Annotated in this window: 9 protein-coding genes; all 9 read right to left on the bottom strand. The window is 33.6% G+C overall.

Going from position 1 to position 13809, the window contains the following annotated elements:
* Positions 1–22 precede the first annotated feature (22 nt).
* Positions 23–1402 carry an outer membrane beta-barrel protein gene (locus tag H8K90_RS07270; RefSeq protein WP_186845304.1) on the bottom strand — a complete coding sequence of 460 codons (1380 nt, stop codon included), beginning with the start codon at positions 1400–1402 and terminating at the stop codon, positions 23–25.
* Entirely contained in the window at positions 1399–1953 is a 555-nt protein-coding gene (locus H8K90_RS07265) for an RNA polymerase sigma factor (RefSeq protein ID WP_186845303.1), read from the bottom strand. The genes H8K90_RS07270 and H8K90_RS07265 overlap by 4 nt, the downstream gene beginning before the upstream one ends.
* Before the next feature lie 73 nt (positions 1954–2026).
* A complete protein-coding gene (locus tag H8K90_RS07260; RefSeq protein ID WP_186845302.1) occupies positions 2027–2494 on the bottom strand; it encodes a hypothetical protein in 468 nt (155 codons plus the stop codon).
* Between the two features lie 12 nt (positions 2495–2506).
* The gene (locus H8K90_RS07255; protein ID WP_186845301.1) at positions 2507–3775 is read right to left on the bottom strand and encodes an LVIVD repeat-containing protein; all 1269 of its coding nucleotides are present in this window, start codon (positions 3773–3775) and stop codon (positions 2507–2509) included.
* A 60-nt stretch (positions 3776–3835) separates the two neighbouring features.
* On the bottom strand, positions 3836–5374 hold the full coding sequence (locus tag H8K90_RS07250) for a YifB family Mg chelatase-like AAA ATPase (protein WP_186845300.1): 1539 nt from the start codon (positions 5372–5374) through the stop codon (positions 3836–3838).
* A 119-nt stretch (positions 5375–5493) separates the two neighbouring features.
* Complete coding sequence (locus H8K90_RS07245) at positions 5494–9054, bottom strand: T9SS type A sorting domain-containing protein (protein ID WP_186845299.1); 3561 nt, start codon at positions 9052–9054, stop codon at positions 5494–5496.
* Positions 9055–9087: 33 nt separating this feature from the next.
* Positions 9088–10047, bottom strand: a complete 960-nt coding sequence (locus H8K90_RS07240) for a YheT family hydrolase (RefSeq protein ID WP_186845298.1) — start codon at positions 10045–10047, stop codon at positions 9088–9090.
* Between the two features lie 133 nt (positions 10048–10180).
* Complete coding sequence (locus H8K90_RS07235) at positions 10181–12067, bottom strand: CocE/NonD family hydrolase (RefSeq protein ID WP_186845297.1); 1887 nt, start codon at positions 12065–12067, stop codon at positions 10181–10183.
* Between the two features lie 78 nt (positions 12068–12145).
* Positions 12146–13768, bottom strand: a complete 1623-nt coding sequence (ade, locus tag H8K90_RS07230; protein WP_186846169.1) for an adenine deaminase — start codon at positions 13766–13768, stop codon at positions 12146–12148.
* Positions 13769–13809 lie beyond the last annotated feature (41 nt).

The following is a 13809-nucleotide window of genomic DNA, read 5'->3' as shown; positions in this document are numbered from 1 at the left end:
TACCTTGTTCAAAACATGATTTCTAAAAGTTATATCGCAGACCAAACAAAGCCCTAAATTGAGTGTTTTTAAAATCTTGGTTATTATTATCTATAGGTTTTTGAAAGTAGTTATAACTTGGTTCTAAAAAAAGATTTAGAGCATTAGATAACTTATAAGAAAGGTTAGAGTTTATCGTTGCACCAAAAATAGTTTTATTAACCCCTAAATTTTCACCAACCTGTTGGTTATCGAGGTATGCTCTATTATTTGTCAAAAAGTTGACATTTCCACCAAAACCAAACGATACATTATATTTTGATTCGTTTAATACACTATAAGACAACTCTAATGGCAATTGCACATAATCGAGTTGTTGCTGCAAACTTCCTTCACTTACGTTGTAAGGCGCAGAGGCAACATCAGTAAATGCTTCTAAATTATTAGAAATAAAAATTTCTTGATTACTTATAATGTTTCCTGTATCAATTGATAAAGAAGTATCTGAACTTGCAAATAAAATATTATCTATTTCTTGACCTAGCACATTCTTACCTATACCAGATTTTACAGATAACCTATTTGAAATAGCATAACCAACTTTTAAAGCATAAACAAAGTCATTTTGAGGTGTTGTATTAGACGAAGCACCTTGAATAGATGATTCTGATACTGTATTAGATAAACCACCTAAAACCTCTACCGACCATTGTGCACCTGGCACATCGAGGTTTATTGGGTCTCGCTCATCATCCTCCATAGCTAAAAGCTCTTCAGCCAAATTTAAAGAAGGTTTATCTATAAGTTTAGGTACCGAATTAATAGATGCTGTAGCTTTTTCATTTTTAAAGCTAACTAGACTTCTATTCTTCAATTTTAAAACATTAAAATCGTTTATAGCAATGTTATCTGTATTGTATTTTTCTAAATCGTGAGCATAGCCATTATGTTGCTTTATTTTTTCATCATTTTCAGACCCATTATTAACGATAATCGTGTTCTCTTTATCTTGCTTTAAAATTTCACTTGTTTCAGGTGATTGTTTCTGACTTGCTACACTTTGTGATGCTTCTTTGCTAGTATTTAGATGTTCTTGCACGGCGTTTTTGCCCACAGCTTCTTTGTCACCAACACTAACACCCTGTACTTCGTTATTATTTATTGAATCACTACCAGCTTTATGCTTTATATCTGTAACATCATAAATTGGCTCAGTATTTAAATCTAATGAACCGCTAAAAACAGAATAACCAAGAAACACCATTAAAACAGCAGCAGCTGAACCCCAAAGAAAGAAGAATCCTCTTCTATTCTTTTTTTCAGGATGAAGCCTAGCTTCAATATTATCCCATAATTCCTTGGGAGGCTCTTTTGAAAAAGCTTCTAAATCTCCATATATGTCTTTAATATCATCCTTCTTCATGACACCTTAATATTAAATTCCTCATTAATTTTTGCTCGTAACATGTTTTTAGCTCTACTTAATAGCGATTTTGATGTTCCTTCCGCCATTTTTAATTTATTAGCAATTGCTTTGTGGCTGTAGTTTTCAAAATAATAGAGATTAAAAACCATTCTATAGTTATCTGGTAATTGCTGAATATGTTTTAGCAATTCGTCTTTAGACAAAACAACACGATGATTAATAATTTCATCTTCTAGATCATTACTTAAATTAGAGTCTTCAATGGCAATGTATAACTGACGTTGTTTCTTCCTTAAAACTTCAAGGGCCTCATTAACAAAAATGCGTTTTGCCCAACCCTCGAAACTACCATCAAACTTAAATTGATTAATCTTTTGAAACAGAATTATGAAAGCATCCTGAAACACATCATCGGCCTCAGTTTTATTCCTCATATATTTTAGACAAATACCATACAGCACAGGCGAAAGCAACGTGTATAGTTCACGCTGCCCTTCCCTATCATTATTAACACATTTTTGTATGAGTATTCTAAGTTTTTTATCCAAATTAATCTACTCTGCATGCTTAAATTTAATTAAGCACTACTTAATTTATTTACAGCATAGCCATATATAGCGTCTAATTATTTATTAAAGCAATTTTTTCGTTCACCTTATCTATAAAATTATGTAGATAACTCGGCACATTGCTTTTAGTTTGATCGATTCTCCAACTTTTTAAAATTCCATTTTCAGAATATTGAATAAACAAGCCACCTCCATCTGCACAATCTGGACAACCAAAAACTGTTTCATTTTCATTAAGAAGTTGACTCGGAAAGAAATCTTCTATGTCTCTAACTTCTTCAAACAATTCATTTTCCAACTCAACAAACTCCATATTCTGCCCACTATAATCATCAATTGTATCTTCATATAGTGATTTCTCATTGAGTTTAAAAGTTTCAACACACCCTTCTCCTCCGCACATTCCGTAAAAATGGCCAAAAATCAGAAAGTTATCATCTGTAATATTTAATGCGTCATCATCGCTACTACAGGACAGTAAAATTCCAAATACTAATAATCCTAATGTTATTTTCTTCATCCCTATTATTATTTAAAATTGAATTGTGCTAATAAGTTCTAATTCAAAATCACCTACATAATTATATTGATGTATTACATTTTCACCTACAGCAATTAAATGAGATTGTAAAGGGATTATGTCCTTTGCGCTAGAGTTGTATGTATTTTCTAATACTATCTCGCTAGGATTTTGAGCATCAAAAACATTAATACCTTCATCATTGCAAACATATAATACCTCATCTTTAACTCCTAGACCATAAGGATTCGACAAAAAGTATGTAGAATATTCTGTAGGAGCACTAATGTCTGAAACGTCAATTACGTTAATTTGATCTTCTACAGCACCACAAGAATTACCACCTCTAACTGTAATATAAGCAGTAAAACCTTCTACAACAACCGGATCACAGCCTGTAGCATGCAAAAAAGATGACATATAAATAGGATTGAATTCATCTTCTAAACTAACGATATGCATACCGTTAGTAGCACCAATAAACAAGTTGTCTTTAAGTATATAAGTCGTCTCTAACTCACCGCCAAACCAAGATTGCATATAAGTTGTTGATGTTAAAGAAATATCATTATAGTCCGTAATATCAAACGTGTATAATCTATAATCATCTATAGTGTAAAGTGCATCATTAAAAATCTGAAATTTAGCGTAAGATCCACCAACACCTATATTATTAGCTAAAGCAGTATCTGTAAACATAAATATCTCAGTAGTCCAGTTATAAATATTCTCATTATCCTCAGCTACAACTCTTGGCATATTTACTGTTGTGTAATTGGCTATAAATTCATCATTATTTGATGGGTATATATCGGACTGATAATAGGAAATATCATCGGGAAATGTTGCATAGTATGTTAACATATCTTCTTCAACATTTAGTAGCTGAATAGATGACACACTACTAATATCAAAAACTACCAAATCCATGAAATTATCTGCATACAAAATATCGTTTTTCACAGATATATCATGCACACCTTCTAATTGAATAAATGCCAGATTTTGAGGACTTTCAGGGTTTTGATTATTAAATATGTGCACACCAGAATTTTGAGCTATATAAAATAGCAAATCATTATACACATATATTTTTCCATCTGAATTTGTTGATTTTGCACCAGTAACTGCAATTGAATTCCTTATTTCGGATTTAGATTTTATTACAGGAACTGTTACTGCAACGGAATCTATTATATCAACATCGTTGTCTTTGTCACAGTTTGTAAATTGCAAGCAAACCATAACAACTAATACTAAAGCGGAGATTTTGTTTTTCATAATTATTGTTTATTAATAAGATGAAAAAAAAGCAAAAGGTTGCAGTGGTTTGCAAAAAAATTATCCTAACCAGCCTTCGCGATCCAAACTACGGTATTGAATAGCCTCACTAATATGAGCTCCCAAAACATCTTTAGAGCCTTCTAAGTCTGCAATTGTTCTGGCTACTTTTAAAATTCTATCATAGGCTCTAGCAGATAAATTTAAACGCTCCATTGCAGACTTTAATAACTGTAAAGACGCTTCATCTAATTTACAAAATTTTCTAATTTGCTTCGTATTCATCTGTGCGTTGTAATGAATATTCTCTAACTCTTTAAAGCGCTCAGTTTGATTTTCTCTAGCCTTTGTAACTCGTTTTCTAATTTCTACAGAAGACTCACCTTTTCTGTCATCAGAAAGTTTTTCAAACGGTACTGGTGTCACTTCAATATGAATGTCTATACGATCTAAAAGAGGTCCAGAAATTTTTCCCATATACCGTTGCATCTCAGCAGGTGATGATGTTATAGGTGCATCTGGATCGTTAAAATAACCGCTCGGACTCGGATTCATACTCGCTACTAACATAAATGAACTTGGATACGTTACCGTAAATTTGGCTCTAGATATCGTAACTTCTCTATCTTCTAATGGTTGACGCATTACCTCTAAAACTTCGCGTTTAAATTCTGGTAATTCATCTAAAAAAAGTACTCCATTATGCGATAAGGATATTTCACCTGGTTGTGGATAGCTTCCACCACCTACGAGAGCTACATTTGAGATCGTATGATGTGGACTTCTAAAAGGTCGTTGTGCCATCAATCCTGCATGTGCTTTTACGCGACCAACTACCGAATGGATTTTAGTCGTTTCTAAAGCTTCATGCAATGTCATTGGTGGTAATATACTAGGCAAACGTTTTGCCAACATGGTTTTACCAGAACCTGGTGGACCAATGAGAATAATATTATGACCACCAGCAGCCGCAATTTCCATACAACGTTTTATACTTTCTTGTCCTTTGACGTCTGCAAAATCAAATTCTGGGAAATCGAGATTTTTGTAAAACTCTTCTCGTGTATTAATTATGGTTTGCTCTAAGGTTTCTCCTTTATCAAAATGATTAATCACTTGGGTGATATTATCTACACCATAGACTTTTAAGTCATCTACAATAGCAGCTTCTTTAGCATTTTGCATTGGCAAAATAAAACCCTTAAATCCTTCTTCTCTGGCTTTTACAGCTATTGGCAAAGCGCCTTTAATTGGCTGTAAGCTTCCATCTAAGGATAGTTCACCCATTATAAGGTAATCCTCTAAGTTTTCTGCTTTAATTTGGCTAGATGCAGCTAAAATACCGATGGCTAATGTTAAATCGTAAGCAGAACCTTCTTTACGTAAATCGGCAGGAGCCATGTTGATAGTGATCTTCTTCCCTGGAATTCTATAGTTGTTATTCTGAAGTGCAGCTGCTATCCGATAATTACTTTCTTTTATGGCATTATCTGGCAATCCTACTAAATGGTATCCAACACCTTTATCTACATTAACCTCAACAGTAATTGTTGAAGCCTCTACACCAAAAACGGCACTAGCGAAAACTTTTTTGAGCATAAATGATTAGTTTTCTTAAAAGTAGGAAAACGAAATACAATAAAAAAACCTTTCAAAATTAAATCTTGAAAGGTCTGCTTTTTTTTAATGAGATTCTTCGCTATGCTCAGAATGACATCTTAATTTTTAATAAACTTTTTGGTCACTTTAGAATTACCTGATTGAATTTCTATGAAGTAAACACCTTTTGAAAAAGTTGAAATATCTAAAATATAACTACTGGCGGAAATTTCAATTTCAGTAAGCATGCGTCCGTTTATATCAACTATAGCAACTTTATCAATCATCTGACTTGACGATAATTCTAGCTTTTCGCTCGCAGGATTAGGATATAACTGTAGATTATTAAAATTAAAACCATTAACACTCAAAGGTTCTACAATTTGAGTATTAACTGTATTGGTTACGATCGCAGGATTAAAATCAAAGTAAATATCCGCTACTCCACTAATAATATCACCAACTTGCACATTAGGTTTTGGTTTTATTTTAAAAGTAATAAACCCATGAGAATTTGGCTCATCGTTAGTACTATCTGGTAAATGAATATTATTGAACACAAAACTCACATCGGTTTGGTCCATAATTTCTACACGACCTGTATGACTTAAGCTTTCTATTTGCATAGTTGACCAATCTAGTTTGTTATCTAGCACATGATCTACCTTAACATTAATTGCACTTGCAGTTCCTGTATTCTGAAAACGAATTAAGTAATGCAAATACTTATCTGCATCTTCTATTAAGATTTCATCTCCTTCTAAAACTGTGATATCATTTGGGTCATAAGAACCAACAACTATTTGCTCAATCGTTAAGGTGTTATCTTCTTCAGTAATGTCTCCAGAAATTGGGCTTATAGAAACGGTCGTTAAAAGTTCATCATCGATATTAGTTGTTGGTGGCGGAAAGACATTAAAATCTAAATCAATGGTTTTGGTTTCAAAAGGGTTTAGATCTGTAAAATCAAAGGTTATTACATTCGCTGTTTGAGAACTTACCATTTCAGTAGCGCTTAAAAAATTTAGTTTTGAACCATCAAATTCAAAATTGACAGAACCACTTAATTGCGTTGTACCTACATTTTTATAAACGATGCGATACGAGGTATCAAAACCTGGTCTTGGCTCAAAAAATATTGGGTACGCACTAACATTTAAATCACTTATTGCGGCTACAGGCTCAATGCAAAAATTAATATTGTCTGAGTTTCCAAAACCTGTAAAGTCCGATTGAAAAGTCGTTGGATTAGCTTGATAATAATTAGGTAATTGTGCTGTAATCTGCGTATCTACAATTCCTTCTTCTTGAGTATATATTCTAAAAACACCGTTTTCTTGAGTGAAAGCAGCTTGAGATGAGGTACCATTTGTGGCCACTACCATAATTCCGCTTAATAAGGCATCATCTACTGTACAACCATCACCTAAAAGATCGAATCGTGCTGTACCACGAATTTGGTTACTTAAAGCGGCACCCATGTTATTGTACCAAAAAATTCGGTTACCTAAATTTGAAATAGAAACAATATCTATATTATTGTCTTGATTTATATCTGTTGGAAAAAGATCATAAGGACTATTCAAACTTGTAGAAATGACTTGTTGCGTGTTTTCAAAATCACCAAGTCCATCAGTGTTTTCGTACCATGCAATGACTCCTCCATTACCTTGTGCAGCAGATACAACATCCAAATCTCCATCATTATCAATATCAAAAACTCTAACATCCTTCGGATTATTAATAATTGTGGTTATCAACTTAATATCGCTAAATGTGCCTGCTCCATCTAAATTTTCGGACCAACCAACATAGTCTGTATCTGTTTTATCACCTGTATAAACAATATCATTATCTCCGTCGCCGTCGATATCTGCTATTTGAGTTGATACCGAATCAAAATAAAAATCCTCAATTTCTTGCCTAGTACCAAAATTACCTTGACCATCTAGATTTAAGAAATACAGCAATCTGTAACTTGAAGCTACTGAAATATCTAAATCTCCATCACCATCTAAATCACCAAAATCTATAGACCACATGGTAAAATTATTTATAGATTCTATTTCTTGTCGTACTGAAAAATTCCCTAATCCATCTGTATTTTCATACCACACCACTTTTCCTCTAGCAACACAAAAGATATCGATATCTCCATCGTTATCAATGTCTGAAGTAAATGCCTTACTCACACTATATAAATCATCTTCAATAACTTGAGCCTCACCAAAATTGCCTAAGCCATCGGTGTTTTCGTACCATACCACATCATCATCTAATGAAGAGGTTCCAATAACATCATTATCACCATCTCCATCAATATCAACAGCGACTACTGAGCCAGCACCATTTAAAGTTTCTGAAATTATTTTTTGTGTATTATAAAAATCTCCTTGTCCATCTTTATTTTCAAACCAAGCGATTTTATCATCCCAATGCGAAGCCGAAAGTATATCTTTATCTCCATCTCCATCTAAATCGGCAGCTGTAATAACTTTACCTCCAGAAACAGTTTTTGTAATGGTATAAGGCGAAAAATCACCTAAACCATCTGTATTTTCATACCATTTAATATTTTTATCGTCACTAGTTACGGTAACAAAATCTTGATCTCCATCTCCATCAAAATCTCTGATTTCTAAATCGCGCATGCCACCCAAATAACCATCAATACTCGTTTTAGCACTAAAATTACCTGAGCCTAAATTTTGAAACCAGAATGTTTCATTATCATCATTAGCTGCTACGATAATATCTAAATTTCCGTCACCATTAAAATCTGTAATTCGCATTTCGACAACAGCGTTTACTGTATCTGACAGCAATTGTTCTGGGCCAAACGTGCCAATACCATCCGTATTCTCGAACCAAACTACTTTATTCTCAGCAGAAATTGTAGCAGCAACATCTATATCTCCATCACCATCTAAATCTCCAGCACGTACTGATGAGACTGTTGCTGTTGTTGAGCTAATTGTAATTCTATTACTAAAGCTTCCTGAGCCTACTTCATTTTCGTACCATGAAACTCCTTGGGTGCCTCCATCAAAATTCCATGCGGACACAACATCTAAATCATCATCTCCATCCACATCGATAACTTGAAAATTTGGGAGACTAGACAAACTATTTTCAATATTTAAAGTACTTGCAAAAGTGCCTAAACCATCGGTATTTCTAGACCATTTAATTTTAGCGTCAGTATTAGAAGACCAAACAACATCTAAATCTCCATCTCCATCCATATCATGAGCACTGACTTCTTTAGCTTCATATGCTGATATGTATTGCCTAAATTCAAAATTAGCATTGCCATCTGTATTTTCGTACCAAATAACATGATCTCCACCAAAAGCAGCCGCTAATACATCTAAATCTCCATCATTATCTAAATCAGCTGCATGTGCAGACCAAGGGTTATCAATAGTTGTAGAGATTTCGTGCATTGCAAAATCTTTACCAATTCCATCTAAATTTTCTAACCACAACAATTTATCATCACTATACGTTGATGTCAACAAATCTATATCTCCGTCACCATCTAAATCTGCAGGAAAAACATCAAATGGCGTTAAAATAAATAACGACATGTCTATAACAGTATTTTCAGTAAAGTCTATTTGTGCTTTAGCACTTAGAACACATAATATTGAAAGTAAAGTAAGTAGTTTTGTTTTCATAGGCTTTGATGTAAGAATGGCAAATCTATATAATTATAATCCAGTAACAAATTCTAACGCGCGACTTTCGTTATAATAAACATTCCGTTTATCAATAAAGCCAACATGTCCTCCATATTTTGGCATTTCTAAAAAAAGATTAGGATTGTGTTTCGCTGCTTTTACAGGGTAACAACTTGGTGATAAAAACGAATCATTTAAGGCATTAATTATTAAAGAAGGTATTTTAATATTGGGTAAGAATTGTAGACAACTGGCTTTGTCGTAATAATCAAAAGCATCCTTAAATCCATGTGCTTTTGAGGTATAGACATGATCAAAATCAATTAAAGTTTTTATTGAATTAAAATCCGTAACCGTTATACTGTTAGGAAATTGAATTAGTTTAGGTTTTAATTTTTCTTTTAAATGACCTAAAAATCGAATCGCATAATGTTTGTTCTTTAAACTTAGTAATTTATCACAAGAGCCTTTAAGATCGCATGGTGTAGATATGGCTATTATTGCTTTAATTTCATCTGGCACATCGCTACGCTCACCAACATATTTTAATGCCATGTTTGCGCCCAAACTAATGCCTTTTATATAAATCTCTTTATATTTCTTTTTAGATAAGATATGCTTAACCACAATATCTAGATCTTCTGTTGCACCAGAATGATAGCTGCGATACAATAAGTTGGGCTCACCACTACAACCTCTAAAATTTACAGCACAGGCATCAATATCATTGTCATTGAACAACTTCGAAGTTCCAGTAATATATGGCCGTTGCGCATGTCCTTCTAAACCATGAAGTAGAATAACAACTCTATCACTCTTCTTTTGTGCATAGCTCCAATCTAAATCTAGAAAGTCAGAGTCTGGTAATGTAATCCGTTCTCTCGATTGCTCAATTCCATTAACTTTTCTAGCTAATCCAGAAAATACCGTTGACACAAAGCTTGTTTTAGCCCAAAACGGTGGTTTGTAATTAGATTGTACGATTGGCATTTAGTAATCAGTGGTTATTTTATGTCGTCACTTCGAGTGATACCGAAGTATCAGGAATTGTATCGAGAAGAAAACTAATTAGGTTCTTGATACAAAATTGCTACAAGCAATTTCACTCGAACTGACACAAATTTTATTGCTTAAGTACTGTAAACTCAATAGACGAATCATTAAACACTTTATGCGTCTGTGTTTTAAAATCCGATTCTTTTGCTTCAAAAATATTATCGACATAAGTCTGTGGATTAGCATCTATATACGGAAAGAATGTACTTTGTACTTGCACTTGAATTTTATGTCCTTTTTTAAAGGTGTGAAACACATCTTGCAACTTTAAATTCACCACAGTCTTTTTATTTGGCACAAATGGTTCAGGATTTGTCATACTATTTCTAAAACGACCTCTTAATACTTCACTGCGCACCATCATATGGTAATTACTCAGTTTTAAATGATCTTGAACATCGTCTGTGTTTTCAGTATCTGCAGGAAAGACATCAATAACTTTTACAATCCAATCGGCTGCTGTGCCTGTTGTAGATACATTAAGTTTTGCTAAAATGTCACCAGCAAGTGTTATATCATTTTCTAAAACTTCAGTTTCAAAGGTTAATACATCTGGTCGTCTCGATGCAAAACGCTGATCGTCTGTCATGAATTTTCTTGGCGTAAATCCAACTTTGATATCTTCAGTATATGGTACAGGCTTTTTAGGATTGCTAACAAAATCTGAAGTCGCAATCATACGATTCGCTTGTTGTGTTAAACGTTCAGATGGCTGCATAAAATAACTTTCTTTAGCAGTGTTTTTAGGTGGCCAAGTTTCAAAAGATTCCCATTGTTTTGTACCAGTATTAAACATGTGTGCTTCTGCTAACCCGGTTTCTCCATTGGCATCACCTTTTAAGAAGTGATTAAAAAATTTGGTCTCAATATTTTTTTGAAAATAATCTGATATACTATCTCCAAAATTAATATTACCAATGACCTGTCTATCCTTATTTCTTGCCCAATCTCCATGACTCCATGGTCCAAAAACCATTGTGTTATAATTTTCACTATTATTTTCTATACTCTTATAAGTATTAAATGGGCCGTATAAATCTTCAGCATCAAAAAAACCTCCAACAACCATTGTGGCTGGTTTTATATCCTTTAAATGTTGAATAATGCCTCTACTCTGCCAAAATTCATCATAAGTGACATGCTCTTTTAATTGCTCCATGAACACATTAGTACTATCGTAGAACTTGTTTAGTTTACTCAATGGCATATGATCTAAAAAGAATTGGTGCTGATCTTCAGTACCAATATCAGGAAACTCATACCAAGCTTCGGTTGTTGGTGTATCTTTCATATATCCAAAAACAGATGTTGCCCTCCAATAACTCAATAAATACGCACCATTATGTATAAAATCATCGAAAAAGAAATCACCAATACATGCTTGAGGAGATACCGCTTTTAACGCTGGATGTGAATCTAAAAGTGAATATGTAGCATAAAAACCAGGATATGAAATACCATAAGTACCAACATTTCCATTATTGTATTCTACATTATTGACCAACCATTCTATTGTATCGTAAGTATCACTTGCTTCATCAATTTGCTCACCTGTTTTATTTGGGATATAAGCACGCATATTATCGTAAACTCCTTCACTATTCCAACGACCTCTTACATCTTGATAGACCATAATATTACCTTCTTCCATGAGGTATTTATTAGGACCTATTTTGCTTTTAAATTCCGTTTCACCATATGGTCGGCAACTATAAGGTGTACGCATCATTAAAATAGGATATGTTTTAGTTGTATCCTTTGGAGTATAGATGGTGGTATGCAGATTAATACCATCTCGCATTTCTATCATCACCTCTCTTTTGGTATAGTTATCTTTTGCAAAAGTGTTTTCTCCTTCAGCTATCTCTGGTATATCTATAGCCTGATGCTTCGTGTCTTGGCAATTAAAAACTGTTAAAGTCACTAATGCAATGAGTAGAATCTTTTTTATCATAATAGGTTGGTTTATTAAAATTTAAAGATAGGTAAATTGAATATCAAAAATTGAAAGGTTTTAGAACCTTAACATTCTTTAAGAAAGTTCTACCGAAGTAAACTTAAAATCTGAACCATTAAACAAGCCTTTATCGCTCAATTTTAAAGACGGAATCACCAATAAAGCCATAAATGATAAACTCATATATGGAGCATGAAGCTTACTTCCTAAATCTTTTGCCATTTTATCTAGTTCGGAATATTGCTTGCCAATTGTTTCTGCGTTTTGATCACTCATTATACCAGCTACAGGAAGAGCTACTACCTTTTCTTCTGAATTTGAAACAGCACAAATACCACCTTCATTTTCAATAAGTAGATTTACAGCTTTACAAATGGCTTCATCAGATACGCCAACAACAATGATATTATGCGAATCGTGACCAACGGAACTTGCAATAGCACCTTCCTTTAGACCGTAGTTTTTAATGAATGCTATTGCTGGTTTATCATTCTGATAACGATTAACGACAGCCATTTTCAATACATCAGTTTCTGTGTTAGATACTAAATTACCATCTACAATTGTTGAATTTTCAATGATTTCGTTAGTCACCAACTCTCCATCTAAACATTCAATCACTCGAATTTGCTTTGAATTCGATTCGAATCTAAAATCTGAAACTTCTTTCTTAGTTGTATTGAAATTATTCAGGTTTTGAAATTCGACATGCTTTATTTTTGAAACTCCGTTATCGTAAACCAATTCACCATTGATATAGGTTTGAAGCGTTTTAAAGTCTTTTAAATCTTCAACTAGAATACAATCCGCGTCGTCACCAATGTTTAGCAATCCAACATCGAGATTATAATGTTTTACAGGATTGACACAAGCCGCTTGAAGCACCTTAAATACATCAATACCTTTCTCAACAGCTCTGGCACAGAGTTGATTAATATGACCTAACAACAGGTCATCTGGATGTTTGTCATCGCTACAGAACATCATGTTTTCGTAATGTTCTTCTAATAAATCTATAAGTGCATTAAAGTTTTTAGCTGCACTTCCTTCTCGGATAATGACCTTCATTCCTTTTTGTAATTTCTCTAAACCTTCTTCATAGGAAAAACATTCATGGTCCGTTGAAATTCCGGCAGCAATATATTTGGTTAAATCATCTCCTCGCAAGCCTGGAGCGTGTCCATCAATGGGTTTATTGAAATGTTTTGCCCAATCGAGTTTCTTTATAACCTCTTCATCATCATAAATAACTCCTGGATAATTCATCATTTCAGCCAAATATTTAATATCTGGATTTGCCATTAAGGTTTTAATGTCTTCCGAATCTATAATTGCTCCTGCAGATTCAAAACTTGTAGCAGGCACACAACTTGGTGCTCCAAAATTGAATTTAAAGGGTGTTTGCTTACCATTGTCAATCATAAATTCTACACCAGCAACTCCAAGGACGTTAGCAATTTCATGTGGATCTGAAACTGTAGAAACTGTTCCGTGTTCAACCGCAATTTTGGCGAATTCACTTGGCACCAACATTGAACTTTCAATATGAATGTGTGCATCTACAAAACCTGGCAGTATGTAATGGTTTTCTTCACTGTGTTTTTCTTCAATGGATTTAATCTTACCGTTTTCAATGGTGATTTCTCCTTTAAAGATTTTGCGGTTTTGTATATCTACTATGTTTCCTTTTAGTTTCAAATTCATAATTTATGTGTGGATTCCACATCACGTGCGGAATG

The organism is Winogradskyella echinorum (assembly GCF_014297365.1).
GTDB classification, from domain to species: domain Bacteria; phylum Bacteroidota; class Bacteroidia; order Flavobacteriales; family Flavobacteriaceae; genus Winogradskyella; species Winogradskyella echinorum.
This window is presented reverse-complemented; position numbering and strand designations above follow the sequence as displayed.

Excerpts from the sequence above, each read along its gene's own strand:
- H8K90_RS07270 (WP_186845304.1), bottom strand. The coding sequence starts at position 1,402 with ATGAAGAAGGATGATATTAAAGACATATATGGAGATTTAGAAGCTTTT.
- H8K90_RS07235 (WP_186845297.1), bottom strand. The coding sequence starts at position 12,067 with ATGATAAAAAAGATTCTACTCATTGCATTAGTGACTTTAACAGTTTTT.
- H8K90_RS07245 (WP_186845299.1), bottom strand. The coding sequence starts at position 9,054 with ATGAAAACAAAACTACTTACTTTACTTTCAATATTATGTGTTCTAAGT.
- H8K90_RS07260 (WP_186845302.1), bottom strand. The coding sequence starts at position 2,494 with ATGAAGAAAATAACATTAGGATTATTAGTATTTGGAATTTTACTGTCC.
- H8K90_RS07255 (WP_186845301.1), bottom strand. The coding sequence starts at position 3,775 with ATGAAAAACAAAATCTCCGCTTTAGTATTAGTTGTTATGGTTTGCTTG.
- H8K90_RS07240 (WP_186845298.1), bottom strand. The coding sequence starts at position 10,047 with ATGCCAATCGTACAATCTAATTACAAACCACCGTTTTGGGCTAAAACA.
- H8K90_RS07250 (WP_186845300.1), bottom strand. The coding sequence starts at position 5,374 with ATGCTCAAAAAAGTTTTCGCTAGTGCCGTTTTTGGTGTAGAGGCTTCA.